Here is a 26,430-nt window from a genome sequence, read left to right on the forward strand (position 1 = left end):
CAGTAGGGTCGCGGCGCTTGCGAACCCACGGTTCCGCCTGCTGCTGGTCAGTCAGACGGCGGCGGTCATGGGGGAGCAGATGCTCGCCGTGGCGATCACCGTCGCCGTCGTGGAGGCCGGCGGTGACGCGGTCGCGCTCGGCCTGGTCCTCGCCGTACGCGGGATCACGCTGGTCGCCTTTCTGCCTGCCGGCGGCGTGTGGGCCGACCGGCTGCCGCGCCGGCTGCTGATGACGGCCGCGTACGCCGCCCAGGGGCTGGTGGCCGGGGCGCTGGCGGTGCCGGCGGCGCTGCCGGTGGGGGCCGCGGCAGCGGCGGTGTTCGTCCTGGGGATCGCCGAGGCGTTCGTGCGGCCGGCGTTCAACGGGCTGTTGCGTGGCGTCCTCGCCGACGAGGAGCGCGAGTCCGGCAGGTCCCTGGTCAGCGTCTCCATCCGTACGGGGATCATGGTGGGGCCCGTGGTGTGCGTGGCGGTGATCGCCGCGTCGGGCACCCGGGCGGCGTACGCGATCACGCTGGCGGTGTTCGCGGCGGCGGCGTTCGCGTTCTGGCGGGTGGCGGAGCCGCGGCGGGAGCCGGCGCCGCGGGCGTCGTTCGCGGCGGACATCCGCGCCGGCGTGGCCGAGGCGGGCAGCCGTCCGTGGGTGCGCGCGATCCTGGCGTTCTCGGCGGTGAACCTCATGTTCGTGCTGGCGCCGACGCAGGTGCTGTTGCCGATCGTCAGCACCGCCGAGTTCGGCTCCGCCGCCGTGTACGGCGTCGCGCTCACCTGCTACGGCGTCGGCGGCCTGGCCGGCGGGCTGCTGACGATGGCGTGGCGGCCGCGCAGGCCTGGCGTCGTCGCGCTGGCCGCGATGGCCCTCTACGCGGCGGCTCCGGCCTCGCTGATCTTCTCGACGGACGCCTGGCCGGTGTTCGCGGCGTACGCGGTCGCCGGGGCGGGCGTGGAGATCTACGCGATCCACTGGGAGGTCGCCCTGCAGCGCGAGATCCCCGACCACCTGATCGGCCGGATCAGCTCGTTCGCCTGGCTGTGCGGTTTCGGGCTGTTGCCGTTCGGTCAGGCGCTGGCGGGGCCGCTGGCGGAGCTCACGAGCCCGGCGGCCGTGCTCGGCGCCGCGGCGGTCCTCATCCTCGTCCTGCCGCCCGCGTTACTGCTGGTCAAGGGGATGTCGCACTTCCGCACCCAGTCCTGACGATCGGTGAATCCGACTCCGATGCGCTGGCGCTGACGTAGCCGATCCGGATCGTGCCGGCGGACGTGACCTGCGTCACGAACGATCCGTGCACATCGACGGTACGCCTCATGGGCGAAGGCGACATCCAACCATGATCAACGATCTGGCCCGACGGTTCTGGTCCGAGATGGTGTTACAGGGGAAAATCATGAACCACGCATATGATCCGGAATTGGCTCCGTCGCGGATGCCGTTCGCCCGTCTTGATCTGACCGACCCGATAGCCACACGGAATCTTCTCTTCGAGGCGCAGACCGCGATGCCTGCGCCGGAAGTTCCCGCCGACCTGCGGGTACGCGACGCCGTCGTACCGGGCCGGGCGGGAGCGCCCGACGTACCGGTGCGCGTTTACACGCCGGCGCAGGGTGCGAGACGGTTGCCCGCGCTGCTCTACATCCACGGCGGCAGTTTCGTGCTGGGCGACCTGGAGATGACGCACCCTCTGCTGATGCGACTGGCTCTCGACCTGGAGGCGGTCATCGTCGCCGTTGACTACCGGCTGGCGCCGGAGAACCCGTTCCCGGCCGGTCTCGAAGACTGCTACGCGGCCCTGACCTGGATGGCGCAGAACGCGGCCGACATCGACGTCGACCCCGACCGGATCGCGGTCGGCGGCGACAGTTCCGGCGGCACGATGAGTGCCGGGCTCGCCCTGCTCACGCGGGACCGCGGCGGCCCCCGCATCCGCTTGCAGTACCTGGGCGTTCCGGTGCTGGACGATCGGCTGGAAAGCGACTCGATCCGCGAACTCGTCGACGTACCCGTACTCGACCGGGAGATCCTCGAACTCACCTGGCGGCATTACCTCAGCGGATCCTCCACCGTCGACGGCGAGGACGGGATGAGCTACGCGGCTCCCGCCCGTGCCGAGGACCTCTCCGCGCTGCCTCCGGCCTTCATCGCCGTGAGTGAACTCGATCCGCTGCGGGACGAGGCACTCGACTACGCGCGGCGCCTGATGAAGGCCGGCGTCAGCGTCGAGCTGCATCTGTACGCCGGCACCGTGCACGGCACGTACCTGCTGGCGCAGACCAAGGCGGCTCAGCGCATGCGCGCTGACCTGGTTCAGGTTCTGCGGAGGGCGCTCTCGCCTGAACGGGCATGAACGCTCTTCTTGTTTGCGTCCGTTCGGTGATGAGGTGTCGATCCACCGGCTGATGGGGTCACACTCTCAGGCGATTCTGTCGGTGCCGGCGTGCAGGATGCCGTCATCCCGTACGGCGAGGACAGGAGATGCCCGATGGCGCTGACGAATCGGCAGGTGGCCGGCCACCCCTTTCTTCAGGGCATGTACGACGACGGATGGTTCCCCAACCACCTGGTCGACAAGGGCCAGGCGATCCTGCTGCGGCTGTGCGCCAGGATCGAGGCCGAGCGGCCCGCCGACCTGGCCGCCCTCTACGCGCTCACGGATGCCGCGACGGAGGAGTTCAACGCGCTGGAGGAGGAGTTCCTCGCGGCCGACAGCGAGATCGAGACCGTCGCGCGGGAGCTGATCGCCGCCGACTTCGCGTTCGTGGCCGCCGCGTACGGATTCCCCGACGCCGACACGGAGACGCTGATCGGGGCTCGCGACTGGTGAGGGGGCGCCGCCGCAGCGGGTAGGGGCCGTACTGGAAGGAAAGGGGCATAGTTGTGCAAACCAGACAGATGGCCTTGGTCACAGGAGCCTCATCGGGGATCGGGGCCGAATACGCCCGCCGTCTGGCCGCCCGCGGCTGGCACACCGTCCTGGTCGCCCGCCGGGGGCCGCGGCTCGACGAGCTCGCCCACAGATTGCGCAAGGAGACCGGCACGACGGTCGAGACGCTGGTCGCCGATCTGTCCGCGCCCGGCGACCTGACCCGGGTGACCGAGCGGGCGGCGGCCGGTGACATCGCGTTCCTGGTCAACAGCGCGGGCATCAACGGCTACGGCCCCTTCGCCGAGCTCGAGCCCGGCCTCATGACCAAGGTCATCGACGTCAACGTGACCGCGCTGACCACCCTGACGCGCGCCGCCGTGCCGGGCATGCTGGAGCACGGGCACGGCACGATCGTCAACGTGGCCTCCCAGATCGCCTTCGCCGGGTCGTTGCCGCCACACCCGCTCCCCCACCGCGCGATCTACGCCGGCACGAAGGGCTACGTGCTGACGTTCACCCGCACGCTGGCCAGCGAGCTGTCCGGCACGCCGCTGCGCGTGCAGGCGCTGGCTCCGGGGCTGGTCGACACGGAGTTCCACCTGTCACGCGGCCTGGAGCCGGTACGCGAGCACGACACGCCGGCGCGTCCCCTGGGCGGCATCCCGGCGACCAAGGTCGTGGAGGCGTCGCTGGCCGCGCTCGACGCCGGCGAGGTGGTCTGCGTCCCCGGCCTGCCCGGCCACGACCCGATCGAACGGCTGGTCGAGGCGGAGGTGGCCATCAGGAGGTCCTCCCGCGCCGCCGGCGGGAGCGTCCCGACCCAAGGGGCCAGGAGCCGTCAGGCGTAGTGGCGGTAGAGGGCGCGGGCGACGCAGGCCGGTTTGGGCGAGCCGTCGACCTCGACGGTGAGGTCCACGACCATCTGCACGCCGTCTCCCGGCACGTCCTCCACCGACACGACCGTGGCCGCCAGCCGGATCTTCGAGCCGACCTTGACGGGGCTGGGGAAGCGGACCCGGTCCAGCCCGTAGTTGACCCCCATCGAGATGCCCCGGATGTCGAGCAGCTCGCCGAAGAGCGGGATGACCAGCGACAGGGTGAGGTAGCCGTGCGCGATCGTGACGCCGAACGGCCCGTCCTTGGCCCGCTCGGGGTCGACGTGGATCCACTGGTGGTCGGCGGTGGCGTCGGCGAAGGTGTTCACCCGATCCTGGGCGACCTCCAGCCAGGAGCTGTGGCCGAGGTCGCGGCCGGCGAGCTCCTTCAGCCCCGCGAGGCCCTGCACGGTGACGGTCATGGTTGCTTCCCTTCGTGGAGGCCGAGCAGGCGTACGGCGTTGTCCTTGAGGATCTTGGGGCGGACCTCCGGCTTGATGTCGAGCCGGTCGAAGTCGGCCAGCCACCGGTCCGGTGAGATCACCGGGTAGTCGGAGCCGAACAGCACCTTCTCCTTCAGCAGGCTGTTGGCGTACCGGACGAGCTGCGGCGGGAAGTACTTCGGCGACCAGCCCGACAGGTCGATGTGCACGGTCGGCTTGTGCACGGCCACCGCGAGGGCCTCGTCCTGCCACGGGAACGACGGGTGCGCCAGGATGATCTTCAGGTCGGGGAAGTCGGCGGCTACGTCGTCCACCAGCATCGGGTTGGAGTGCTTCAGCCGGATCCCGGCCCCGCCGGGGACGCCCGCGCCGATGCCGGTCTGGCCGGTGTGGAAGAGGGCGACGGCGCCCAGCTCCTCGATGGCCTCGTACAGCGGGTAGGCCATCCGGTCGTCCGGGGAGAAGCCCTGGATGCTCGGGTGGAACTTGAAGCCGCGCACGCCGTACTCGCTCACCAGGCGCACGGCCTCGCGGACGCCCGCCCGCCCTTTCCACGGGTCCACGCTCGCGAACGGGATCAGCACGTCGGCGTGCTCGGCGCAGCTCTCGGCGATCTCCTCGTTGGAGATGCGCGGGTGGCCGGTGGCGTGCTCGGCGTCCACGGTGAACACCACCGCGGCCATCCTGCGCCGCCGGTAGTACGCGGCCATCTCGGCGACGGTCGGGCGCTCGTGCGAGCCGAAGTACTCCTCCGACGCGCCGAACAGCCGGGGGCTGAGCGACCCGTGTCCGTCCTTGGAGACCTCGGCGTGGGTGTGGACGTCGATGGCGACCAGGTCGTCGACGTTGACAGGACCCGGCTTGCCCGGCAGATCCATGCACGCCACCTCTTCACGAGATATGGGGCAAATTTCAGACCTGCGTCACAGTTTTGCCGAGCAACCGTGATCCGTCCACACCCCGACCAGCGCCCCGGGCGTAGGTTCACCCCTATGGAGAGCACGCGTCTCGGCGACGAGTGGGAGCTGCACCGGCCCGCCGTCTTCGGCGCCGCGTACCGGCTGCTGGGCAGTGTCGCGGAGGCCGAGGACGTCGTCCAGGACGTCTGGCTGCGCGCGGCGGTGGCCGACCTGTCGCAGGTGGCGGACCTGCGGGCGTGGCTGGTGACGGTGGCGGCGCGGAGTTCGTACAACGTGCTGAACTCCGCGAGGGTGCGCCGGGACGCCTACGTCGGCCCGTGGTTGCCCGAGCCGCTGCTGACCGGCCCCGACGCCGGTCACCGGGTGCTGGTCGACGAGTCCGTCAGCACGGCGATGCTGCTGGTCATGGAGGAGCTGCCGCCGCCCGAGCGAGTGGCGTTCGTGCTGCACGACGTCTTCGAGCTGCCGTTCGGCGAGATCGCGGGGGTGCTCGGCCGGTCGCCGGTGGCCTGCCGCAAGCTCGCCTCGCGGGCGCGCGCCCGCCTCGCGCGGGCGCGGCGGCGGCCGTCCGCGAGCCGCGCCGAACGGGAGCGGGTGCTGGACGCCTTCCGCGCCGCATCCGAGAAGGGGGACTTCGCCCGGCTGGTGGAGCTGCTGGACCCCGACGTCGTGTACGTGGCCGACGGCGGCGGCAGGGCGACCGCCGCCCGGACGCCGGTACGGGGCCGCGAACGCGTGGCACGCCTGCTGGCGCGGCTGGGCATCCGCCGTCCGGGTACCACGATGCGGGTGATCGAGGTCGGCGGCGAGCCGGGCCTCGCGACGTACCGGGACGGGGCGCTCGTCTGGATCGACACGGTCGAGATCTCCGGCGGGCGCATCACGTCGTTCCGCCGGGTGGCCAATCCCGACAAGTTGCGGCACGCCGGTCACGTTCCTGTCTCCTGACTTGTCTCCCTCGCGACATGACGTTCCGAAGGAGATGAGGACATGTCACACGTTGTGATCGTCGGAGGCGGGTTCGCCGGGGTCTGGGCCGCCGTCGCGGCCGCCCGGGTACGCGGGGGCCTGCGCATCACCCTGATCACGCCGGGCGACGACATGGTGCTGCGGCCCCGGCTCTACGAGCCCGATCCGGAGCGGGCGGCGCTCCCCCTGCGCGCGGTGCTCGCCCCGATCGGCGTCCATCACCTGCGCGCCACCGTGGAGGCGATCGACGTCGAGGCCCGCGTGGTGCACGCCGATGGGGCCGCCGTCGGCTACGACCGGCTGGTGCTGGCGGCCGGCAGCCGGCTCGTGCGTCCCGAGGTGCCCGGCGCGCGGCGGTTGTTCGACGTCGACACGATCGAGGGCGCGCGGCGGCTGGCCGCGCATCTGAAGGGCCGCCGCGACGTGACCTCCGTGGTGGTGGGGGCCGGGTTCACCGGGCTGGAGATCGCCGCCGAGCTGGCCGCGCGGGGCCGGGTGGTGCTGGTGGAGCAGGCGGAGGTGGTCGGCCCCGACCTCGGTTCGGGCCCGCGACCGGCGATCGAGCAGGCTCTGGACGACCTCGGCGTCGAACGCCGGCTCCGCACCACCCTGGCCGCCGTCGAGGACGGCGCCGCCGTGCTGTCGGACGGGACGCGGATCCCGTCCGACACGGTGGTGTGGGCGGCCGGGATGCGGGCCAGTTCGCTGACCGCGCAGATCCCCGGCCGCCGGGACGCGCTCGGCCGCCTGGAGGTGGACGCCCGGATGCGCGTGACCGGGGATGTCTTCGCCGCCGGTGACGTGGCGGCCGCCCGCTTCGACGCCGAGCACCGGGTCGTCCAGAGCTGCCAGCACGCCACCCCGATGGGCAAGACGGCCGGGCACAACGCCGCCGCCGACCTCCTCGGGCTCCCGCCGATCGACTTCGACCCGGCGCCGTACGTCACCGACCTGGACCTGGGGGCGGCCGGCGCGGTGTACACGCGGGGCTGGGAACGCGAGGTGGCCTTCACCGGCACCCGCGCCAAGGAGATCAAGCAGTGGATCATGGAACGGATCCATCCGCCGGTGGACGACGTCCGGCAGCTCCTCGCCCTGGCGGGCCAGGTGAACCTGCCGGTGCCGTTCTGACCTGATCGTCAGGCCGCGACCAGCTCGGCGAAGCGGCTGACGTCGATGTTGCCGCCGGAGATGACGACACCGATGCGGCGCGGGACCTCGGGCAACCGTCCGGCGAGCAGCGCGGCCAGCGAGACGGCGCCGCTCGGCTCGATGACGATCTTCATGCGTTCGAACGCCAGCCGCATGGCCGCCAGGATCTCGTCGTCGCTCACCAGGACGACGTCGTCCACCAGGCGCCGGTTGATGGAGAACGTCAGCTCGCCGGGGATCTCGGCGGCCAGCCCGTCGGCGATCGTCCGCGTGACCGGGACGGCCACCCGCTCCCCCGCCTCCAGCGACCGCTTGGTGTCGTCGCCCGCCTCCGGCTCGACGCCGACCACGGTGATCCCCGGCAGCAGCCCCTTGGCCGCGGTGGCGCTGCCGGCGATCAGCCCGCCGCCGCCGACCGGCACGACCAGCGCGTCGAGCTCGTCGACCTCCTCGATGAGCTCCAGCGCGGCGGTGCCCTGCCCGGCGATGACGTGAGGGTGCTCGTACGGGGGGATCAGCGCGAGCCCGCGTTCTGCGGCCAGCGCCTGGCCGATGGCCACGCGGTCGCCGGTGTAGCGGTCGTAGGTGACGATCTCGGCGCCGTACCCGGCGGTGGCCTCGCGCTTGAGCCGCGGGGCGTCCTCGGGCATGACGATCACCGCGCTGCTGCCCAGCTCGCGCGCCGCCAGCGCGACGGCCTGGGCGTGGTTGCCGGACGAGTACGCCGCGATGCCCCTGGCGAGCTGCGCCGGCGTGAGCCGCGAGACGGCGTTGTACGCACCCCGGAACTTGAACGCGCCGACGCGCTGGAAGTTCTCGCACTTGACGAAGACCTCGGCGCCCACCAGGGCGTCCAGGGTGCGCGAGCGCAGGACGGGCGTACGGTGGGCGACCCCCTTGAGCCGGGCCGCGGCGTCGTGGACGTCGTCAAGGGTGACCGGCAGTGCGTTCGTCATGCTTGCGGCTCCTTCGCTAGGTGTCTCAGCAAGAAGTCAATCAGGCCAGGAACGCGGCGACGGCGGCGAGCCAGCGGTCCGGCTGGTCCACGTGGGTCATGTGCCCGGCCTCGTCGAGGACGACCGCGCGGGCGGAGGGGATCAGCTCGGCGCCCTCTTCGGCCATCGCGGCCGGGAACGTCATGTCCTGCCTGCCGTGCAGCAGCAGGATCGGCAGGCCGAGCGCGGCCAGCCGTTCGGGGGCGCGGTCCGGCCTGGCGGGCGGCAGGGTGCCCGCCCGCCAGGGACGGGCCCACTCGGCCGAGAAGCGGACATGGGAGAGCCGTTCGCGGTAGGCGTCGAGGGCCTCGGGACGCCAGACGTCGGCCTCGGCGCCGGCCAGCGCGGCGGCTCGGGTGAGGTCCGGTCCTGAGAGCCGCGGGTCGGACCAGATCGCGGCCTCCGCGGCGCGGCGCCGGTCGCGCTCGGCCCAGCCGTCGTACGCGTCCGGGGGCACGGGGAGCACGGCGCTGGAGGCGATCACGAGCCGCCGGACCCGGCCGGGGGCGGCCAGGGCCAGGCGTTGCGCGAGGAACCCGCCGTAGGAGAAGCCGAGCACGTCGGCCGGGCGTCCACCGAGCGTGTCGAGCAGCGCGACGAGGTCGTCCGTCGCCGCGGCGGGCGTGTAGTGGTCGTCGGGGAGCCCCCGGGTGGATCGCCCGCATCCGCGCAAGTCCGGAAATATCAGGTTGTGACGGTCGGCGAGCTCCATCAGAGGATCTCTCAGATAGGTGTGGTCCCAATCGGGCCCGCCATGGACCACCAGCAAGGGGCATGAACCAGCCGCTTCACCGGTGTACGCGACGAACAGCTCTATCGCCGGAGACACTCGGATGAACGTCTCCGCGACCATTACCATCCTCCCACCGAGCCGCCACAGGCATGAGGCGTCCTGGAGCCCGACGTACCTCCCGGAATCGATCCCACCACACCACCCGCGCTACACCTCCGGTCTTCCACCGGAGCCGGTACGACGTCAGGGGAAGCCGAGCAGGGGGGTCAAGCCGACGGAGACGGTCATCGCCAGGCCGAGTGCCGAGACGGCGCCGCAGACGAAGCCGGGGCTGCGGCGACCAGGCCGCCCGCCTGCACGAGCACGACGATCGCGCCAAGCATCACGAACACCACGACGCCGGACCTGAACAGGACCATGGTGAGGTTTTTCAGCGCGGGTTCTCCTCATGAGTCTTGGTGAGTCGCACAATCACGACACTGATGGTCCCCCTCTCGGGCGGCTGACCCGCCTCACTCCGCCCGCCGATTCGGAATTCGAATTGATCGGAGACGCCGGCAGGGTGGAGTGAGCCACACGCCTGCTAGCTTCGTCCCGATCTCCGGTGGAGCACGACGGCGGCGGCGAGCACGGCGGCGGCCGCGGCGAGCCAGCCCACGCTCACGTTCGTGAGCCAGGCGGTGAGCGCGGTCTGTGCGGACGTGACCGCGCCCACGATCGGGTCGTCGGCGGCGGCGCCCGCCAGCACGCGGAGCTCGTACCAGCCGTAGTAGGCGACGTACAGGCCGGCCAGGAGGAGCAGGGCGCCGCCGGCCCGCGAGACGTACGGCAGCAGCCGCCGCAGCCGGGCCACCGCGGCGGCGCGGGCGAGGCCCACCGCGAGCGACAGGACGGTGACGACCAGGCCCATGCCGAGCGCGTACGCCGCGAAGGCCGCCGCCCCGCCCGCCAGCCCGCCGCCGGACAGCGAGGCCGAGGTGACCGCCAGGAACGGCCCCACCGTGCAGGACAGGGAGGCGACCGCGTAGGAGAGGCCGTAGCCGTACAGGGAGAGCGGCGCGGTCGTGGGGCGGCCGGTGGCGAGCCCCGGGACGCGCACGATCAGCTCCCGCCCGGACACCAGCCAGACGCCGAGCCCGAGCAGGAGCAGCCCGATGACGATCGTCGCCCACGGCAGGTACGCCCCCACCGACACGGCCAGCCCGCTCACCGCCAGCCCGAACAGCCCGAAGACGGTGACGAACCCGGCCGTCATCGCGCCGGAGAGCACCAGCGCCCGCACGACCGGCTGCCCACCGCCCTCGTCGCCGACCAGCAACGTCAGGTACGCGGGCAACATCGCGAAGCCGCACGGGTTGAAGGCGGCCACGGCGCCGGCGGTGACGGCCAGCGCGAGGGGCAGCTCCGTCATCGGGACAGCAGGGTTCGCAGGTGCCCGTCCAGATCGTCCTGAGTGAGCGGGCCTGAGGCTTTCAGAGTGGATCCGTCCGGCTTCATGAAGACAAACGTGGATTGTGAGCTGACGCCCAGCTTCGTCCAGACCGCGCCCTCATTGTCGGACAAGTGGGTGAGGTCCTCCGTTCCGGTGCTCCGGACGAAGTCCTTCATCGCCGGCTCGGTGTCGAGGCCCGCCACGCCGACGAACGCCACGTCACCGTACTTCGCGGCGGCGGCCTTGACGGCGGGGGCCTCGGAGCGGCACTTGGGGCACCACGGCGCCCAGAACCAGAAGGCCACCGGCTTGCCGGCCAGGCCCGTGCCGTCGAAGGTCCGCCCGTCCAGCGTCTTCGCGGAGAACCGCAGCGCGTGGGGCACGCCGGCGCCGGACGAGGACGCCGGCGGGGAGAACGTCGTCTCGGTCGGCGTCGTGCCGCCGCACGCGGTCGCCAGCAGGATCGCGGATAACGCGGCCATCGTTCGCATCGCCCTCATGGCGCCGAGCGTAGAGCGGCGCGGGCAGGCGGGATCTTACGTCCCGATGACGCTTATGTCCCGGTGACGGCCGTCAGGAGGGCTCTGGCGGGAGCAGGCCGGCCTGGCGGTAGACAGCCCGCAGGTAGCGGAGCATCTCGTCCGTGTCGGGCGGGTCGGGCTGGAGCGCGCGGTACATGACCGCGCCCACCATCATGTCGATCAGCACGTCCGCGTCGGCGTCCGCCGCCAGCAGGCCCTCCTGCCGGGCCCGTTCGATCAGGTACGCGGCCAGCCTCCGGCGCGGCAGGATGTACCGCTCCCAGGTCACCGCCATCAGCGACGGGTGACTCACGGCGGAGCCCCAGATGCGTGCGATCAGCGCCCGGTATCCGGGGCTCGCGGCCAGCTCGGCCGCCGCCGGAAGCGCCCGCTCGGTGATCTCGTACGGCGACAGGGCGTCCAGGTCGGCGAGCGAGAGCGTCAACTCGTCGCTCACCATGGTCTGGATCGCCTGGGAGACGAGCTCCTCCTTGGTGGCCCAGCGCCGGTAGACGGTGAGCTTGCCGACGCCGGCCCGCTTGGCGACCTGCTCGATGCTCAACCCCTCGATGCCCCGCTCGACGAACACCTCCAGCGCCGCCCGCAGGATGGCGGCGTCGGTCTCCGGATCACGCGGACGCCCACGCCCCCGGGCGGGCGCCGTCACCGGCCGCCCCCAAGCGCGCCGCCCAGCCAGCGTTCGATGTCAGCAGCCCCACCCCGGCAGGCGAGATGCCCGTCCGGCCGAACCAACCACACCCCACGAGCCTCCTTGCCGGTCGCGACCTCACCAGAGCCCATCTCACCATGCGCCTCGACGGGCGGGAGCCCGCCGGGTGCCTCTCGGAGCTGAGTCACCGTCGTCCCGCCGAGTCGTCTCCGGGCGGCGGCCAGCGTCTCCCCGTCGCCTCCGAGAACAACCCAGTGCTCGCGGAGCTCCTCGTACAGCCGGACCCGGGTGCCGTCGGGACGCACGCAGGCGAGGTCGGCGACGCGGTCGCCCGGCCGTGGCCGGCGCCCGCCGCCGCCCAGCGGGCCGCGCCGGTAGCTCACCCAGAGCTGCGAGGTGGCGTACGTCGTGTACCGCTGGATCCATGGCATGCCGAACACCCGCACCAGGACCCGGTCGCGCAGGAAGCGGCCGATCGGGGTGGCGGCGATGTTCATCCGTGTGGTGGCGGTGCTGCCGCGCAGCACCTGGGTGGCCAGCGGCCGGCGCTCGGCCTCGTACGTGTCCAGCAGCCGTTCGTCCGCCCGCCCGGCGACGACCAGGGCGAGCTTCCAGGCCAGGTTCTCCGCGTCGCCGAGCCCGGTCAGCATGCCCTGCCCGCCGAAGGGCGCGTGCGCGTGCGCCGAGTCGCCGGCCAGCAGCACCCGCCCGCTCCGGTAGGCGTTCGCCAGCCGCCGGTGCACGCTGAACAGCGACGCCCAGCTCGTCTCGGCCAGCCGCGTGCCGGTCCGGCCGATGCGTTCGGCCAGGATGTGCCGCATGCGCTCGGCGATCTGCTCCTCCGACGGCTTCTCGTCGCGGAACGCCGGGTCGTACGCCAGCAGCCGCCACTGACCGTCGCCGGGCATCGGCATCGCGCCCAGCATCCCAGCGGGATGCACCCAGCCGTGCGTGCCCGAACGGTCGAGCGGCGTCTCCAGCCGGCCGTCCACCAGCAGGAACCGTTCGCTGACCCGCACCCCGGGGAACCCGATCCCGGCGAGCTTCCGCACGGTGCTGCCCGTCCCGTCGCACCCGGCCAGCCACGCCGTACGCACCCGGTGCCCGTCGCCCAGCACCGCCGTGACGCCCGAGCCGTCCTGCTCGATCGCGGTCAGCGCGGACCCCCATTCGGGTACGACGCCCAGCTCGGCCAGCCGGTCGCGCAGCGCCGCCTCGACCCTGGCCTGCGAGATCACCATCGGCGGCGCCGCGGTCCTGATGCCCGGGTCGCCGAACCGCACCTTCATGATCGGCCGGTCGCCGGCGTACGTCGTGATCGTCATGGCGCGTACGGACTCCTCCGGCAGGCCTCCCAGCGCCCCGAGCCGGTCGAGCACCTCCGAGCCGCGGGCGTGCACGAAGTTGGCCCGTGACGTGGTGGCCGGTCCGTCGGCCCGGTCGACCACGCGCACGGAGAGGCCGTGCTGCCGGAGCCCGCAGGCCAGCGCCAGGCCGACCGGTCCGGCTCCCACCACCAAGACGTCCGCGTCCATGATCTCCTCCATTTTGTTTACGGAACGGTACCGTTAACAAAATCGAGTCTAACTCCATGTGGTGAACCGGCGCATCACGTATTCGACGGGGCCGTAGCGGTGGCTGCGCAGCCAGAGGGCACTCAGCCACAGCAGGACCGTGTAGATCACCAGGGCCACCCCCATGACCGCGAGCGGCGAGAGCGTGCCCGCGAGCGCCAGGCCGTACCCGGTGAAGACCAGACACGCCAGCACGGACTGGGCCCGTCAGGGCGAACAGGACAGCGCCGGGAAGGCCCACGCCGAAGCCGACCCACTGGACGCGCGGCAGCAGCCGCGACCACCGCTCGGGCTCCTCCAGCAGCCTGGACTTGCCTGCTGCCAGCCCGAACAGGAACATCGCCAGCGCCATCGGCCCCTGAAAGCCCCAGATCACCGCCACGAGCATCGGGTAGAGCTCCAGCTGCAGGGTCAGGTAGCCGAGCGGCCCGCCGGTGGCCAGCGAGAGCGCGCGGGCCGCCTCGGCGGGATCGCCCACCGGCGCCTGGCCCGCCTCAGGGGCGAGGGTCGACAGCCACGCCAGCGCCAGGAGCAGCAGCGCCGGCACGCTGATGAGCGCCGAGCCGACGATGACGGCCTTCCTCGGCCGGATGTCGCGCAGGCCGAGCAGGATGAGGCCGAGCACGGCGTAGAGCGTGAGGATGTCGCCGACCCACAGCAGGATCCCGTGCAGCACGCCGATCACGAACAGGCCCAGGTACCTGCGCAGCGTCCTTGCCCGGACGCTCACCCCCGCCCGCTCCGCCGAGCGCATCTGCAGCGTGAACGAGTAGCCGAACAGGAACGAGAAGATCACATAGAACTTCGTCAGCACGAGGATCGTGATGGCGGTGGTCACCGGGTCGTCGGCGCTGGGCAGGCCGCCCAGGAAGCTGTGGCCGGGGTCGGCGAAGAAACCGATGTTGGCCACCAGGATGCCCGCCAGGGCGAACCCGCGCACCACGTCGATCTCGTGAACGCGCTGGGCTGGGGGTGTGCGGCTTTCCGTCATGCGGGGAGGCTACGGAGATCAGGCGCGACGGCGCCTCAGACCTTGGTCGCGACCTTGGTGACCGAAGCACCGGGTGAGGGCATTGGTGGGGTAGCCGGGGCAGAAGGTGATGATCTGCACCAGAATGGTGGGATGGCACAACCCCCTCAGCCCCCGCAGCCGCATCCCCACCAGCCAGGCGCTTGGGGCGGCGACCAGGGCGGCCAAGGAACGCCGCAAGGCTACGGCTCTCCCCAGTTCCCCGGACACGGCCCTTCGCCCGCCTCCGAGCAGGGCGCGCCGCCGTACGGCCAGGTCCCTTACGAACCGGCAGCCGCCGCTTACGGCCCGAACGGCCAGGGGCCCGCCTCCTACGGGACGCCGGGGAACGAGGCGCACGGGAGCCGGCAGGGGCCATACCAGCACGGCGACCACCCGAGCGCTTACCACCACCCTCAACAACCAGGCGGCCACCAGCAGCCAGGCGCCTACCCACCCGGCCAGCCGGACGCCTACCGGCAGGCCGGCCAGCCGAACGCCTACCCACCCGCACAACCTGTCGCCCACCAACCCGAGCAGCCGAACGCCTACCAGCATCCAGGCCCCCATCACCAACCTGGACAGCCGGACGCCTACCCGCCTGCACAGTCGGGCGCCTACCCACCCGCGCAACCGGGCGCCTACCAGCATCCAGGCCCCCATCACCAACCTGGACAGCCGGGCGCCTACCAGGCTGGGCCGCAGGGCACCTATGAGCACCCGGGCCGGCCGGGTGCCTACCCTCCCGGGCAGCCGGGGACCCACCAGCAACCGGGCCGGCCAGGTGCCTATCAGCAAGCCGGGCAGCCGGGCGCGTTCCAGCACCATGGGCAGCCGGGCGGCCACCACCAACCTGGTGGGCAGCCGGGGGGCCACCCGTACCCAGGGGGTCGTCCGGGGGCGTTCCAGCCCGGCCCGGCGGGCGCCAAGCGCAACAACGCCCTGGTCATCGGCCTGGTGATCGGGGTGGCGGTGCTGCTGCTGGGCGGCGGCGGCGTCGGCGCGTACCTGTACATCAACAACCCGCCGGAGCCCCCGCCGACGCTGGCCTTGCCGAGCACCGCCCCGCCGACGCCGACGACCACGCCGACGACCTCGCCGACGACCTCGCCGACGCCGTCGGACCCGCCCACGTCAGAGCCGGCGGTGCCGTCCACGCCCCCCAGTGAGACGCCGTCCGGCACCCACCGCGCGGCGCCGGGCTCGCCGATCACGCACAACGAGTTCGACGACTGGCGTTTCTCCATGGGGACGGTCAAGTTCAACGCCAACAAGGTGGCCGGCTGGACGTACGACTCCTGCGACCCGGTGGACGGGCGCGGCGTGCTGGCCAAGAACAAGTGCCAGCGAGCCATCCAGCTCGCCTACTCCGCGTACGGCGGGCACCTCAAGGCGGTCCAGATCGCGATGTCCTTCCCCACCGACCAGGCGGCGAAGACGACCGCCGACCGGCTGGCGAATCTGAAGTCGGACGCCGTCCGGTGGCGCGTGGACAAAACACACACCACGTACGCGTACGGCAAGATCATGTCGGCGGCGTCGAAGAAGTACCTGGTCATCACGATCGTCACCGCCGACAAGTCGGCCCGCGCGGCGGCCACGAACTTCCACGCCTACCTCCAGGCCGACCACGCCGGCTACTTCATGTCCCGCGACATGACCATCACCAGCTGAGCCCAGGAGCGCGACGGTCAGTCGATGCTGAAGCTGCCCTCGAAGGGCGCGCTGCGCACCCCGCCGAACAGCGCGCCCGCTTCACACCTCCCCGCCCCGCCGAGCAGGCTCGTGTCGAACGCGCCCCGGAAGCGCCGCCCCTCGAACGCGCCCTCCCGGACGACACCCCCCATCGTGACCCGGTTGGCCGTGGTGTCCTCGATGGTGACGTCCGCCGTGCTCGTCGGCTCGGCCTTGCCGAGCCGCCACTGGAGCGTGGCGGTGCCCGTGCCGCGGCCGAAGTCACGATCCACGCACGCGAGATCCACGTCCTCGAACTCGGCGCTGAAACGAACGGCCGTGATGCCGAGCGCGCTGTGGTCGATGCAGTCCTGCTGGGTGCCGCGATAGGTGACGTGCTGCGACTGCACGGACATCTGCACCCCGGGCAGGAAGTGCGCGTTCCCCGCGGCCCGGCACGAGATCTCGGTGGCGGCGTACGCCGGAGAGGGAGCGGTGAGAAGCGGCAGAGCGACGAGAGCGGGCAGTGCCCGGACGACAGCAGACAAGAACCTGCTCCTTTCGAGACCAGGGAGCCCCCGGCCTCCCGTGAACGAAGGGTTTCCCGGTCACCGGACGCTACGGCGCACCCCGCAAAGACCCCCCAAAGCCGCCACCCGTGGCTCCCCAACCCCGGGGGACGGATCCAAGATCTCCACGCCGGGGCCGGCGGCACAGGTGGAAGTGAAGCGGCTTCGTGGTCTCCGCGCCGGATCCTGCGGCTCAGGCTGCTGGGGTGGTGAGGTGGGCGACTCGGCCGCGGAGGCCGGCGCCGTGGGCGCTCACTTACATCCTCACTGTCAGCCCAGGAGGCCGCGTCGGCGGGCTGTGGCGGCGGCCTGGGTGCGGGTGGAGACGGCGAACTTGCCGAGGATGTTGGACACGTGGACGCTCACCGTCTTCTGCGCGATGAACAGCCGCTCCGCGATCTCCCGGTTGGTCAGCCCCTCGGCGACCAACCGGAGCACCTCCACCTCACGCGCCGTCAGCCCAGCATCGGCCGGCGCCGCGGGACCGCCGCCGAACCGGGCCCGCCGCCCGAACTCCAGCAGCGCGTTCTCCAGGGGCACGGCCCGCAGCTTGCCCGCCACCTCCCGGGCGAGCTCCCACTCCACGTGCGCCGCCTCCCGGTCGCCGGCCGCGAGGAGCGCCTCGGCGAGCCGCCACCGGGCCCGCGCGGTCTCGTAGACGAACCCGAAGTCGAACGCCTCCACCACGCGCCGCCACAGCTCCACATCGAGCCGCCCGTGCACGCGGTGCCATTCGGCCTCGACGCGCAGCCCCCACGCCTGCCCTTCAGGCCCGATGTGACCGCCTTCGCCGGTGGGCCCGAGGTCGAGGGCGAAGCGGGCGCGCTCGCGCAGCTCGTCGGCGCCCTCGGTGGTGCCGAGCTCGGCCAGCGCCCACAGCCCGGTGGCGGCCAGCCGGATGCTGCCGACGTCGCCGTCGATCAGCCGCGCCATGACGGCGCGTACGTGGTCGAGCGCCGTCGCCGGGTCGCCGTGCCACAGGGCGTGCTCGGCGGCCAGGCCCCGCGACATGTAGGCGATCAGCACGTCATCCCAGAACGGCCGCAGCCATCCCAGCCGCCCCTCGACCGCGGGCAGGTCGCGCCCGACCTCGACGAACAGCGCGAACGACGACAGCAGCGCCTCCGGCGGCGTGCCGACCCGCGCGCCGAACCCGGCGGCCACCGTCTCGGCCTGGTCCCACTCGCCGGCCGCGTAGTGGACGAGGAAACGCAGGAACCGCAGGTCGGTGCCGTACGTGCTCCACTTGAGCCCGGTCTCGGACGCCATCTGGATGCCCTCGTCGGCCGCCCCGGCGGCGTAGGCGAGCAGCCCCTGGTCGTAGTGGATGCGGGCGTGGTGGAACCGGGCGCGAAGGTCCATCGCGAGGTCGCTGCTGCCCTCGGCGCAGGCGGCGTCGACCAGCTCGTGCGCCCTGGTCAGGTCGCCGCGGTGCTCCAGGAACGTGGCCAGCGTGAGCAAAGCGCCGACCTCGGCGTCGCGGGCTCCGGCCGCGCGGGCGGTCTCGAGGGCCCGCAGGCAGTAGGTCTCCACCTCCTGGTGGCGCGAGCTCCACAGCAGTGTGCGGGCGTAGGTGGCCTGGGCGCGGGCCAGCTCGGACGGGCTGCCCGCGCTCTCCACGGCGTGCTCGGCCGCCGCCATCGCGCCGGCGCTGTCGTCGAGCTCGTAGAGGTAGTACGCCAGCCGCTCGCTCACCTCGGAGGTCTGCGGCAACGCGCGCAGCTGGGTGACGGCCCGGTGGTTGTCGCCGCTGTCGGCGGCCATGACGGCGCTGCGGAAGGCCAGCCGCTCGCGGCTCTCCCCCACCAGCCGCGCGGCGTCGTCGACGCGATCCCACAGGCCGAGGGCGCGGTCGTAGTGGCGGTGGGCCTCGGCGGGCGCGCCGACGCGCTCGGCGGCCCGCCCGGCCTCGGCGGAGGCCGCCAGCGCCCCGGCCAGGTCATGACCGGCGAGGTGGTGGTGGGCCAGCTCGGCCGGCGAGGTGAGCAGCCGGGCGAACGCGGCGTGCAGGCGGGTGCGCTCGCCGGGCAGCAGGTCGGTGTAGACGGCCTCCTGCAGCAACGCGTGGCGGAAGGCGTAGCCGGGGCCGTCGATCCTGAGCAGCCCGCGCGAGACGATCTCCCTGACCGCCTGCTCGAACTCCGCCAGCGGCAGCCCGGACACCTCGCGCAGCAGGTCGTCCTCCACCCGGCGGCCGGCCACGGCGGCGGCGCGCAGCACCCGCTGCCCGGCCTCGGACAGCACCTCGACCCGTGACAGCAGCAGGCTGGCCAGCCCGTCGGGCAGGCTGTCGCCCTCGGCCACTGCGGCGAACAGCTCCTCGGCGTAGAACGGGTTGCCCTCGGCGCGGGAGACGATGAGGCCGAGCCCGTGGGCGTCGAGGTCGCCGAGGCTCGCGACGTAGTCGGACAGTGCGCCGGGGTCGAGCGGGCCCAGCTCCAGGCTCATCACCGTGGGCAGCCGCTTCAGCTCGGCCAGCACGGACCTCAGCGGGTGGCGGCGGTGCAGGTCGTCGGTGCGGTAGGTGCCGACGACGCAGACGCGCTCGCTCTGCACCATGCGGCTGAGGAAGACCAGCAGGTCGCGGGTGGAGCGGTCGGCCCAGTGGAGGTCTTCGATCACGAACAGCACCGGCTGCACCTCGGCCAGCAGCCCGAGCAGCGAGCCGAACAGCCGCTGCTGGGTGAGCCCGGTCGAGGGCGCGCTCTCCGAGCCGGGCAGGAGCTGGCCCAGCATGGGGTGGGCGGCGGCGGCCTCGCGCACGGCCGGCTCCGCGCCGCGCAGCGCGTCGGCCAGCGGGAGGTACGGCAGCGCGTCGCCGAGCTCGGCGCACTGGCCGACCAGCACGTTGAACCCGCGCTCGCGGGCCTCGGCGGCGAGCTCGGAGACCAACCGGGTCTTGCCGATGCCGGCGTCTCCGCCGACGAGCGCCACTCCGGCCACGCCGTCGGCCGCGGATTGGAGCACACGCGCGAGCCCGGCCAGCTCGATAGAGCGCCCGACGAGAAGACCGTTCACGTCAAGAAACTATGCCATGGGCCACCGACAAGTAATTGGTCCAGAGAACGAGGCTCATATTGGCCTTCATGGAGATACCAAAGGCCGCCTACGCTGCTGTTTCGTGATCCCACCGACGACTTTCGCGCTCTTCGCGGCCGCCTCGCTCGCGATGGTCCTCATCCCGGGCCCCAACCATCTCTACATCGCCGCGCGCGGGCTCGCCCAGGGCAGGGCGGCCGGGCTGGCCAGCGCGTTCGGCGTGGAGGTCGGCACGCTCGTGCACATCGCGGCCGCCGCCGCGGGACTTTCGTACGTGATCGCGCAGTCCGCCACGCTCTTCGCGGTCGTCAAGTGGGCGGGCGCCGCGTACCTGATCTATCTGGGCGTCCGGGCGCTCATCGGACGGCAGGCGAGCGCGCAGGCGCCGAAACCGCAGCCGCTGCGCGCGGTCTTCCTCGAAGGCGTGCTGGTCAACCTGCTCAACCCCAAGACGGTCCTGATGTTCCTGGCGTTCCTGCCGCAGTTCGTGGACCCGCGCGCGGGCTCACCGGCCCTGCAGGTGGTGCTGCTCGGCCTCACGCTGCTGCTCCTGGGCCTGATCTCCGACGTCGTGTACGCGCTCACCGCCGGCGCGCTCGCCCACCGCCTCACCCGCGCCGCCCGCCCCATGCGGTACGCCAGCGGCGTCGTCTACCTCGGCCTGGGCCTCGCCACCGTGCTGACCGCGCGACAATGAGCCCATGGCGCCGAGGAAGCAGCAGGAGATCTTCGACGCGACGCTGTGGCTGGTCGCGGAGAAGGGCTACGACGGGCTGACCGTCGAGGGGGTCGCCGAGCGCTCCGGCGTCAACAAGACGACGATCTACCGGTGGTGGCCGTCGAAGGCCGCGCTGCTCGGGGCCGCGCTGGTCGAGGCCGACGTGCTGGGCTTCGAGCCGCCCGACACGGGCAGCCTGCGCGGCGACCTCGTCGCGCTGGTCGACGGCGTCAGGCGGCTGCTGACCGAGCCGCCCGCCAGCGACATCGCGGTGGCCGCGCTCGCCGCCGCCGTCCGCCACCCCGAGCTCGACGCGCGGCGCTTCTTCGCCGACCGGTTCGCCAGGGAACGCGAGGTCTTCGACCGCGCGGTGCGCCGGGGCGAGCTGAAGGCGTCGGTCGACCCGATGCTCATCGTCGACCTGCTGGCCGGGGCCGTGTGGATGCGGGCGGTCCTCCGCGGCCTGCCGGTGCCCGACGACTTCCCGACCGAGGCGGTCGCCGCGCTCCTCGACGGCGTCTAACCGGCTTCCGACAACGCCGCGGGGATGCGCTCCAGCACCGGGTAAGGCACCAGCCCGTAGGCGTAGAAGTCGAGCGCCGCCGCCCCGGCCGCCTTGGCCCCGCGGGCCTTGGCCACGAGCCGGTCGGCGGAGTCGCTGTCAGGGTGGCCGGGCCGCAGCACGGCCCGCACCTCGCGGTCCTTGCCCACCGACCGCAGGTAGGCCCCCACGTCGTCGGCCACCCGCGCCGCGTCACGCGCGTACGCGAGCACCCCGAACGCGGGCACGAGGTCGCCCAGTGCCACCAGGTCGACGCCGAGCTGCCAGGCGTCGTGCGCGGCCAGGCCCGGTGCGGGCAGCCCGTCGGCGTACCCCTTGACCGCGCCGGTGGAGTCGACGAACACCAGCTTGGAGCCCTCCGCGGCCACCGCCGAGGCCACCTCGGACACCAGCGTCGTGACGCTCTCGGAACGCGCGCGTGCGTAGGCCACGACGTCGGGCCCGGCGTACGCGGTCAGCGCGGCCCTGGTCACCTCGCCCTGCGCGGGAGGGTCGCCGTCGAGCACGCCGCCGACGATGCGCGCGCACTCCTCGCGCGCCACCTCGGCGTCGACGCCCAGGTTGACGGCCCGGCGCATGCAGTGCTCGCAGAAGCACAGGCCGAACAGGTAGGCGTCCATCGGGCCGAGCGGCACGAACGAGCGGTGCCGCCGCAGCGGCCGGAAGTGCAGCGACTCGGCCACCACGCTGTCGACGCCGAGCCTGGCCACCGCCCTGGCGAGAGCGACGGCGTAGTCGCGCGCGTCGGGGTGGGCGGGGCACAGGTCGGTCAGCGAGCCTCGGTCGCCGAAGCAGTCGCGTACGGTCACGTCCGGATGCCGTGCCCCGAGCGTGGCGTTGTACAGGAAGACCGTCCATGCGTGCAGCTTCAGCGACCTTTTCGCACAGGCTTCGCGAAGCCCGTCGAACACCTCGGGGTAGCCCGGCACGGGAGAAAGGCGGAGCCCGCCGAACAGGCCGGGCGCCGGGGTGAAGTGCGCGCCGTCGTGGCGCACGGTCAGCCGGGACAGCCCGTGCGGGGTGACGTCGCGGGTGGCGTGGTGGACGGCGCCGACGGTGACGCCGGCCACGCCGTAGCCGCGGATCCTGTCGAGCACCCGCTCGACGCCCTCACCGCGCAGGTCCTCGGCGAAGACGTACACGGAACTGTCCACACTGGCCACGAGCCGACTTTACGCGCTCTTGCAGGCGACGAAGTCGATCTCCACCAGGATGTCCAGCAGCTCGGACCCGACGGTCGTGCGCACCGGGTAGGGCGCGTTGAAGTACGACTTGTAGACCTCGTTGTAGGCGGCGAAGTCGCGCTTGAGGTGCTGCAGGTGCACCGTGGCCTTGACCACGTCGTCGAAGCCGAGGCCGTGCGCGGCGAGGATGGCGCCGAGGTTGCGCATGACCTGGTGGGTCTGGGTGGCGACGTCGTCGCCGGCGACCTCGCCGGTGTGGGGGTCGAGCGGGCCCATCCCGGAGGTGTAGACGAAGTCGCCCACCACGAGACCCTGGGAGTACGCGCCGATGGGGGCGGCGCCCTCCGTCGTCCTAAGCTCCTTTTTCACGAAATCTCCCTAGAAGTACGTGTGTATCGTGCCAACGACACGGTAGTCCCGGTCCACCAGCGGCAGCACGCGCCACTTGTCGAACGCCGTACACGGATGGGAGATGCCGAACGCCAGCAGGTCGCCGGGCTTGAGCCCCTCGGCGCGCACGACGGTGTGCTGGTCCTGCATCTTCACCACCGTCACGCCGCCGCGCCGCGGGATCGGCAGCCCCTCGTCGTACGGAGCGTCGCGCTTGCCCATGCCGACGATCGCGAGGCCCGGCTCGGGCGTGGACAGCACGTGGGCCCACACCTCCAGCGCGGGCCGCAGCTGACCGGCGATCCGGTTGAACGGCGTGCGCTCGCGGTAGAAGCCGTCGTCGTGGGTGACGTACGCGCCGCTGCGCAGCAGGATCCTGGCCCGGGCGCCGGCGAGCTCGCGCCCGATCACGTCGAACCACTGGCTGCCGCCCACGGACAGGATGGGCGTACGGACGCGGACGTGCTCGACCGCCTCCTGCAACAAGTCGAGATATTTCCGGACTTCTGCGGCGGTCGCCAGCCCGCCCTCGTACCCTGCCACCCCGGCCAGCTCGACGCCCGGCGTCTCCTGCGCGTACGCGGTCACCTCCAGCAGCTCCTCCAGCGTCCGGCAGCCGGCCCGCCCGCCCTCGTGACCCAGCTCGGCCAGCACCCGGAACGGCCGCGCCCCGGCGTGCCGGGCGAGGAGGTCGATGCCCGCCGTGGAGTCGGCGAAGCTCAGGAACTCGAACTCCGGGTCGCGCTCCAGCTCGGCCGCGGCCCAGGCGAGCCCGGCGGGGTCGACGACCTGGTTGGCCACCATGATGCGGCCCGCGCCGAAGCCCCTGACCGTCTCGGCCTGCCGCGGCGTGGCCACCGTCAGCCCCCAGGCGCCGGCCGCGAGCTGCCGCTCGGCGATCTCGGGCGACAGATGGGTCTTGGCGTGGGGCGCCAGCTCCAGACCGTGGTCGCGGGCGAAGGCCGCCATCGTCGCCACGTTGTGCTCCAAAGCGTCGCGGTGCACGACCATCGCGGGAAAGCCGAGAGCGCCGTCGAAGATCGACCGATCGAGCACAATACCCCCTTCGTCCGCGCCCGACCCTATCTCCTGAATCCCGTGACTCTGGTGTGTCACGGCCGTAGCGCGCGCCCGGGCGTGGCCCCCGTGAGCTCGCCGCCGGCCAGCACCGGCACCCCGGAGACGAGCACGTCGTCCACGCCGTCGGCCGGCGTGCGCGGGGCCTCGTACGTGGCCCGGTCGCCCACCGTGGCCGGGTCGAACACCACCACGTCGGCCGCGAACCCGCGCCGCAGCAGCCCCCGGTCCGCCAGCCCGAACCGGCGCGCCGGGTGGCCGGCCAGGTGCACGACGGCCTGCTCCCACGTCCAGTCGCCGAGCTCCCTGACGTGCCGGCCGAGGAACCGGGCGAACGCCCCGAACCCGCGCGGATGCGGATGGCCGCCCACGTAGATGCCGTCGGAGCCGCCGGTCTGGGACGGGTGGCGCAGCATGCGGCGTACGGACTCCTCGCCTTTCGGGCCCTCGTCGGGGCGGGCGGAGACGACGCCCGCCTCCAGCCGTGTCTCCGTCAGGAGGCGGCGGCAGAACTCGGCCGGCGTCGCCCCGGCCCGCTCGGCCGCCGCGACCATGGTCAGCCCCTCGGCCCACTCCAGGCCGGGCGCGTGCGAGACGGTCAGCCGGGGCCAGACGTCGTCGAGCGTCGGCCACCAGGCGTCCAGCTCGGGCGAGGAGATCATCTCCAGGGCCCGGCCCGGCTCGGCCCCCGGCACCTCCGGCGGCAGCACGACCATGGCCAGGATCGTGTTGCCGCGCAGGTAGGGATAGGTGTCGAAGGTGAGGTCCACGTCCTGGCCGAGCGCCCGCTCGACCAGCGGCAGCAGCACGTCGGCCGGGCCGTGCAGGTGGGAGACGTGCATGGCGGCGCCGGAGCGTCGGGCGATGTCCACCACCTCGGCCATCCCGATCCCCGCGCGGGGGCCGTAGGCCCGCATGTGGGTGACGTACGGGAGGCCGCCCAAAGGGGCGCACAGGGCGGCCAGCTCCTCGGCGGAGGCGTAGCGGCCCGGGAGGTACTCGAGCCCGCTCGACAGGCCGACGGCGCCCTCCGACAGCCCGCGTTCGACGTGGCGGAGCATCCTCGCCAGGTCGTCGCGCGACGCCGGCTCGGGCGAGGGGCCCATGACGTCGTAGCGGATGGTGCCGTGCGGCAGCAGGTACGCGGTGTTCACCGCGACGGCCTTGTCGTAGCCGCCGAGCAACTCGCCGACGGTCAGCGGCCCCACGGTGAGCGCCCCGTTGACGGCGGCGAAGTAGCGCGAGACGTAGGCCACGGTCTCGGCCGAGCCGGGCGCGAAGGAGAGCCCGTCCTGGCCGAGCACGAACGTGGTCACCCCCTGCCGCAGCGCCGCCCGCTGCACGGCCGGGTCGAACACGGCGGCGTCGCCGTGGGCGTGGCAGTCGACGAAGCCGGGGGCGACGAGGCGTCCGGTGGCGTCGATCACGGTCTCCGCCGCGGCGCCGGCGAGCCGGCCGACGGCCGCTATGCGCTCGCCCGTGATCGCCACGTCCGCCCGGTACGGCGGGGCGCCCGTGCCGTCGAGCACCCGGCCGCCGCTGATGACTACGTCGAAGCTCACCCCTGGATTCAATCAGAGCGGGAACGGAACAGCGGAGAGCACTGTGCGGACCTGGTGACCGGCTTCTCGGCCAGCAGCTCGACGGCCTGGGAGCGGGCCAGGTTCCAGCCGTTCCACGGGTCGCTCCGCAGCAGCCCGTTGGTCGCGGCCACGCGGGCGAGCACGCAACTGCGGTGCGGCTCGGGCAGCCGGTCGAGGGCCGGCACGGCCTCCGCGCCGAGGTCGCCGAGGTAGGCGAAGTCCATCTTGTCGACGGCCCGCGCCTCCACCTGCGACTGGGCGATCCGCAGGTCGGGGTTGACGATCGCGAACACGCCCAGGCCGAGCCCGGTGACCAGCACGATCGTCCTGGGCAGCCAGCCGGAGCCGCGGCCCGCCAGCCGAGCCGCGCCCGCCACCATCACCAGCGCGAACAGCGCGCCGAGCCACCACACCGTTGCCTCCACCGACAGCCGCAGCCGGGACAGGCCGTAGGCGTCGGTGTAGAGGTTCATCCGGTGCAGCGCCGAGGCCAGCACCACCATCGTCAGCCCGCACAGCACGCCGAGCAGCCCGGCCAGCACCCAGCGTTCACGCCGCTCGACCTTGAGCAGCCCGGCGGCCACCGCCACGATGCCGAGCACGAACACGCTGACCACGACGAGCTGGAAGAACCCCTGCCTGGCGTACTCGGCGTAGGTCAGGCCCGCCGTGCGCAGCACCAGGGTGTCGCCGCCGAACAGCGCCGTGATCTGCACCGCTACGAACGCGGCGAACAGCAGGTTCACCGCCGTCAGCGGCAGCAGCCAGATGCTCCTGCTGACGGCGAACTTCGTCCCCGGCCCCACGGGGTCGGCCACCGGCCGCAGCGCGACCAGCACCACGGCGGCCAGCAGCACCCCGAAGAGCACGAACAGGAAGATCCGCAGAGGTGCGGAGTCGGCCCAGTCCGGCGTGGTGGTCAGCCACTTCACGTACGAGGCGAACACCGCGTCCGCCGAGGCGAACAGCAGCCCGAACACCGCCAGCAGCACCGCCGTGATGCCCAGCGCGGCCACCGTCGGCAGCACGCGCCGCCGGTTCGTCAGCTTCTTCACCGGCCCGGCCAGGAACCACGGCACCGGCCCCAGCGCGAGCAGGACGGACGCGCCACCCCTGATCACGCCGAGCCAGCCGGCCCCGGCTCCCGACACCGCCAGTGCGCCCAGCCCGGCCCCCGCCACGAGCAGGATCGCGACCAGCCAATCTGCGTCACGCACCGCCGCCATGGAGATCAGCCCGTACGCCGTGAGCCCGAACGCGACCGTCCACGGCGTCATCCGGCGCGTCACCGCGGGCAGCGCCCCCGCGCCCAGCACCATCGCGACCAGCACGAGCCCCAGCCCGGCCTGCGCGTCCGGCAACGCCACGGCCGCGAACGCGCCGGCCCCCGCCGCCGCCGGCAACAACCACCGCGGCGCGTCGGGCACCTCGGGCCGCGGCAGCAGCGGCGGCGGCACATACGCCGGCGGCTGCCCAGGCC

The 26,430-nt window shown here is 72.7% G+C and carries 27 protein-coding genes; 11 read left to right on the forward strand and 16 right to left on the reverse strand.

Annotation, left to right across the window (positions count from 1 at the left end):
* The 4 genes from E1286_RS30330 to E1286_RS30345 form a co-directional block, all read left to right on the forward strand.
* Positions 1-1,195: MFS transporter (locus E1286_RS30330; RefSeq protein WP_132617969.1), on the forward strand; the 1,195-nt coding region annotated here is incomplete at its 5' end.
* 133 nt (positions 1,196-1,328) lie between these two features.
* On the forward strand, positions 1,329-2,342 hold the full coding sequence (locus E1286_RS30335; RefSeq protein WP_223190545.1) for an alpha/beta hydrolase: 1,014 nt from the start codon (positions 1,329-1,331) through the stop codon (positions 2,340-2,342).
* A 135-nt stretch (positions 2,343-2,477) separates the two neighbouring features.
* Positions 2,478-2,819, forward strand: coding sequence for a DUF5713 family protein (locus E1286_RS30340; RefSeq protein ID WP_132617971.1), 342 nt, complete (start codon positions 2,478-2,480; stop codon positions 2,817-2,819).
* 68 nt (positions 2,820-2,887) lie between these two features.
* The gene (locus E1286_RS30345; protein ID WP_187368242.1) at positions 2,888-3,709 is read left to right on the forward strand and encodes an SDR family NAD(P)-dependent oxidoreductase; all 822 of its coding nucleotides are present in this window, start codon (positions 2,888-2,890) and stop codon (positions 3,707-3,709) included.
* Here E1286_RS30345 and E1286_RS30350 read toward each other — a convergent pair.
* Positions 3,700-4,158, reverse strand: a complete 459-nt coding sequence (locus tag E1286_RS30350) for a MaoC family dehydratase (protein WP_132617975.1) — start codon at positions 4,156-4,158, stop codon at positions 3,700-3,702. The genes E1286_RS30345 and E1286_RS30350 overlap by 10 nt on opposite strands.
* Positions 4,155-5,057 (reverse strand): amidohydrolase family protein, encoded by a 903-nt coding sequence (locus tag E1286_RS30355; protein ID WP_132617977.1) that lies wholly within the window; start codon positions 5,055-5,057, stop codon positions 4,155-4,157. The genes E1286_RS30350 and E1286_RS30355 overlap by 4 nt, the downstream gene beginning before the upstream one ends.
* Positions 5,058-5,171: 114 nt before the next feature.
* On the opposite strand from E1286_RS30355, the gene sigJ reads away from it, so the two are divergent.
* Complete coding sequence (gene sigJ / locus E1286_RS30360) at positions 5,172-6,047, forward strand: RNA polymerase sigma factor SigJ (RefSeq protein WP_132617979.1); 876 nt, start codon at positions 5,172-5,174, stop codon at positions 6,045-6,047.
* Between the two features lie 42 nt (positions 6,048-6,089).
* Entirely contained in the window at positions 6,090-7,199 is a 1,110-nt protein-coding gene (locus tag E1286_RS30365) for an NAD(P)/FAD-dependent oxidoreductase (protein WP_132617981.1), read from the forward strand.
* 8 nt (positions 7,200-7,207) lie between these two features.
* On the opposite strand, the gene E1286_RS30370 is transcribed toward E1286_RS30365, so the two are convergent.
* From E1286_RS30370 to E1286_RS30400, 7 genes are all read right to left on the reverse strand, one after another.
* Positions 7,208-8,176, reverse strand: coding sequence for a threo-3-hydroxy-L-aspartate ammonia-lyase (locus tag E1286_RS30370; RefSeq protein WP_132617982.1), 969 nt, complete (start codon positions 8,174-8,176; stop codon positions 7,208-7,210).
* Positions 8,177-8,216: 40 nt separating this feature from the next.
* On the reverse strand, positions 8,217-9,074 hold the full coding sequence (locus tag E1286_RS30375; protein ID WP_342776273.1) for an alpha/beta fold hydrolase: 858 nt from the start codon (positions 9,072-9,074) through the stop codon (positions 8,217-8,219).
* 457 nt (positions 9,075-9,531) lie between these two features.
* Positions 9,532-10,359 carry a cytochrome c biogenesis CcdA family protein gene (locus E1286_RS30380; RefSeq protein WP_132617984.1) on the reverse strand — a complete coding sequence of 276 codons (828 nt, stop codon included), beginning with the start codon at positions 10,357-10,359 and terminating at the stop codon, positions 9,532-9,534.
* Positions 10,356-10,880 (reverse strand): redoxin domain-containing protein, encoded by a 525-nt coding sequence (locus E1286_RS30385; protein WP_132617985.1) that lies wholly within the window; start codon positions 10,878-10,880, stop codon positions 10,356-10,358. The genes E1286_RS30380 and E1286_RS30385 overlap by 4 nt, the downstream gene beginning before the upstream one ends.
* A gap of 73 nt (positions 10,881-10,953) precedes the next feature.
* A complete protein-coding gene (locus tag E1286_RS30390; protein WP_132617986.1) occupies positions 10,954-11,568 on the reverse strand; it encodes a TetR/AcrR family transcriptional regulator in 615 nt (204 codons plus the stop codon).
* Complete coding sequence (locus E1286_RS30395; RefSeq protein ID WP_132617987.1) at positions 11,565-13,106, reverse strand: FAD-dependent oxidoreductase; 1,542 nt, start codon at positions 13,104-13,106, stop codon at positions 11,565-11,567. The genes E1286_RS30390 and E1286_RS30395 overlap by 4 nt, the downstream gene beginning before the upstream one ends.
* Before the next feature lie 48 nt (positions 13,107-13,154).
* Positions 13,155-13,340, reverse strand: coding sequence for a DUF418 domain-containing protein (locus E1286_RS30400; protein WP_132617988.1), 186 nt, complete (start codon positions 13,338-13,340; stop codon positions 13,155-13,157).
* 239 nt (positions 13,341-13,579) lie between these two features.
* Here E1286_RS30400 and E1286_RS30405 point away from each other — a divergent pair, with 239 nt between their 5' ends.
* From E1286_RS30405 to E1286_RS30410, 3 genes are all read left to right on the forward strand, one after another.
* Positions 13,580-13,777, forward strand: a complete 198-nt coding sequence (locus tag E1286_RS30405; RefSeq protein ID WP_132617989.1) for a hypothetical protein — start codon at positions 13,580-13,582, stop codon at positions 13,775-13,777.
* A 192-nt stretch (positions 13,778-13,969) separates the two neighbouring features.
* Positions 13,970-14,101, forward strand: a complete 132-nt coding sequence (locus E1286_RS51440) for a hypothetical protein (protein ID WP_281282779.1) — start codon at positions 13,970-13,972, stop codon at positions 14,099-14,101.
* Positions 14,102-14,268: 167 nt separating this feature from the next.
* A complete protein-coding gene (locus E1286_RS30410) occupies positions 14,269-15,828 on the forward strand; it encodes a hypothetical protein (RefSeq protein WP_132617990.1) in 1,560 nt (519 codons plus the stop codon).
* A 17-nt stretch (positions 15,829-15,845) separates the two neighbouring features.
* Here the strand turns inward: E1286_RS30410 and E1286_RS30415 are convergent, their stop codons facing one another.
* Complete coding sequence (locus E1286_RS30415; protein WP_132617991.1) at positions 15,846-16,376, reverse strand: hypothetical protein; 531 nt, start codon at positions 16,374-16,376, stop codon at positions 15,846-15,848.
* 291 nt (positions 16,377-16,667) lie between these two features.
* Positions 16,668-19,415, reverse strand: coding sequence for a helix-turn-helix transcriptional regulator (locus tag E1286_RS51445; RefSeq protein ID WP_165969981.1), 2,748 nt, complete (start codon positions 19,413-19,415; stop codon positions 16,668-16,670).
* Between the two features lie 103 nt (positions 19,416-19,518).
* Here E1286_RS51445 and E1286_RS30425 point away from each other — a divergent pair, with 103 nt between their 5' ends.
* Positions 19,519-20,133 (forward strand): LysE family translocator, encoded by a 615-nt coding sequence (locus E1286_RS30425; protein WP_132617992.1) that lies wholly within the window; start codon positions 19,519-19,521, stop codon positions 20,131-20,133.
* Positions 20,134-20,137: 4 nt separating this feature from the next.
* Positions 20,138-20,677: a TetR/AcrR family transcriptional regulator gene (locus tag E1286_RS30430; RefSeq protein WP_132617993.1), complete on the forward strand. Its 540-nt coding sequence runs from the start codon at positions 20,138-20,140 to the stop codon at positions 20,675-20,677.
* Here E1286_RS30430 and E1286_RS30435 read toward each other — a convergent pair.
* The 5 genes from E1286_RS30435 to E1286_RS30455 form a co-directional block, all read right to left on the reverse strand.
* On the reverse strand, positions 20,674-21,879 hold the full coding sequence (locus E1286_RS30435; RefSeq protein ID WP_246075351.1) for a hypothetical protein: 1,206 nt from the start codon (positions 21,877-21,879) through the stop codon (positions 20,674-20,676). The two genes, E1286_RS30430 and E1286_RS30435, sit on opposite strands and share 4 nt — an antisense overlap.
* 9 nt (positions 21,880-21,888) lie before the next feature.
* A complete protein-coding gene (locus E1286_RS30440; protein ID WP_132617994.1) occupies positions 21,889-22,269 on the reverse strand; it encodes a RidA family protein in 381 nt (126 codons plus the stop codon).
* Between the two features lie 9 nt (positions 22,270-22,278).
* On the reverse strand, positions 22,279-23,346 hold the full coding sequence (locus E1286_RS30445) for an alanine racemase (RefSeq protein WP_246075353.1): 1,068 nt from the start codon (positions 23,344-23,346) through the stop codon (positions 22,279-22,281).
* Positions 23,347-23,402: 56 nt separating this feature from the next.
* Positions 23,403-24,929, reverse strand: a complete 1,527-nt coding sequence (locus E1286_RS30450; RefSeq protein ID WP_132617995.1) for an N-acyl-D-amino-acid deacylase family protein — start codon at positions 24,927-24,929, stop codon at positions 23,403-23,405.
* An 8-nt stretch (positions 24,930-24,937) separates the two neighbouring features.
* Positions 24,938-26,430: DUF4153 domain-containing protein (locus E1286_RS30455; protein WP_132617996.1), on the reverse strand; the 1,493-nt coding region annotated here is incomplete at its 5' end.

It is taken from the genome of Nonomuraea terrae (assembly GCF_004348995.1).
Lineage (GTDB): Bacteria > Actinomycetota > Actinomycetes > Streptosporangiales > Streptosporangiaceae > Nonomuraea > Nonomuraea terrae.

Excerpts from the sequence above, each read along its gene's own strand:
- E1286_RS30350 (WP_132617975.1), bottom strand. The coding sequence starts at position 4,158 with ATGACCGTCACCGTGCAGGGCCTCGCGGGGCTGAAGGAGCTCGCCGGC.
- E1286_RS30335 (WP_223190545.1), top strand. The coding sequence starts at position 1,329 with ATGATCAACGATCTGGCCCGACGGTTCTGGTCCGAGATGGTGTTACAG.
- E1286_RS30385 (WP_132617985.1), bottom strand. The coding sequence starts at position 10,880 with ATGAGGGCGATGCGAACGATGGCCGCGTTATCCGCGATCCTGCTGGCG.
- E1286_RS30395 (WP_132617987.1), bottom strand. The coding sequence starts at position 13,106 with ATGGACGCGGACGTCTTGGTGGTGGGAGCCGGACCGGTCGGCCTGGCG.
- E1286_RS30410 (WP_132617990.1), top strand. The coding sequence starts at position 14,269 with ATGGCACAACCCCCTCAGCCCCCGCAGCCGCATCCCCACCAGCCAGGC.
- E1286_RS30380 (WP_132617984.1), bottom strand. The coding sequence starts at position 10,359 with ATGACGGAGCTGCCCCTCGCGCTGGCCGTCACCGCCGGCGCCGTGGCC.
- E1286_RS30365 (WP_132617981.1), top strand. The coding sequence starts at position 6,090 with ATGTCACACGTTGTGATCGTCGGAGGCGGGTTCGCCGGGGTCTGGGCC.
- E1286_RS51440 (WP_281282779.1), top strand. The coding sequence starts at position 13,970 with ATGGCGGTGGTCACCGGGTCGTCGGCGCTGGGCAGGCCGCCCAGGAAG.
- E1286_RS30375 (WP_342776273.1), bottom strand. The coding sequence starts at position 9,074 with ATGGTAATGGTCGCGGAGACGTTCATCCGAGTGTCTCCGGCGATAGAG.
- E1286_RS30340 (WP_132617971.1), top strand. The coding sequence starts at position 2,478 with ATGGCGCTGACGAATCGGCAGGTGGCCGGCCACCCCTTTCTTCAGGGC.
- sigJ (WP_132617979.1), top strand. The coding sequence starts at position 5,172 with ATGGAGAGCACGCGTCTCGGCGACGAGTGGGAGCTGCACCGGCCCGCC.
- E1286_RS30430 (WP_132617993.1), top strand. The coding sequence starts at position 20,138 with ATGGCGCCGAGGAAGCAGCAGGAGATCTTCGACGCGACGCTGTGGCTG.
- E1286_RS30345 (WP_187368242.1), top strand. The coding sequence starts at position 2,888 with ATGGCCTTGGTCACAGGAGCCTCATCGGGGATCGGGGCCGAATACGCC.
- E1286_RS30370 (WP_132617982.1), bottom strand. The coding sequence starts at position 8,176 with ATGACGAACGCACTGCCGGTCACCCTTGACGACGTCCACGACGCCGCG.
- E1286_RS30355 (WP_132617977.1), bottom strand. The coding sequence starts at position 5,057 with ATGGATCTGCCGGGCAAGCCGGGTCCTGTCAACGTCGACGACCTGGTC.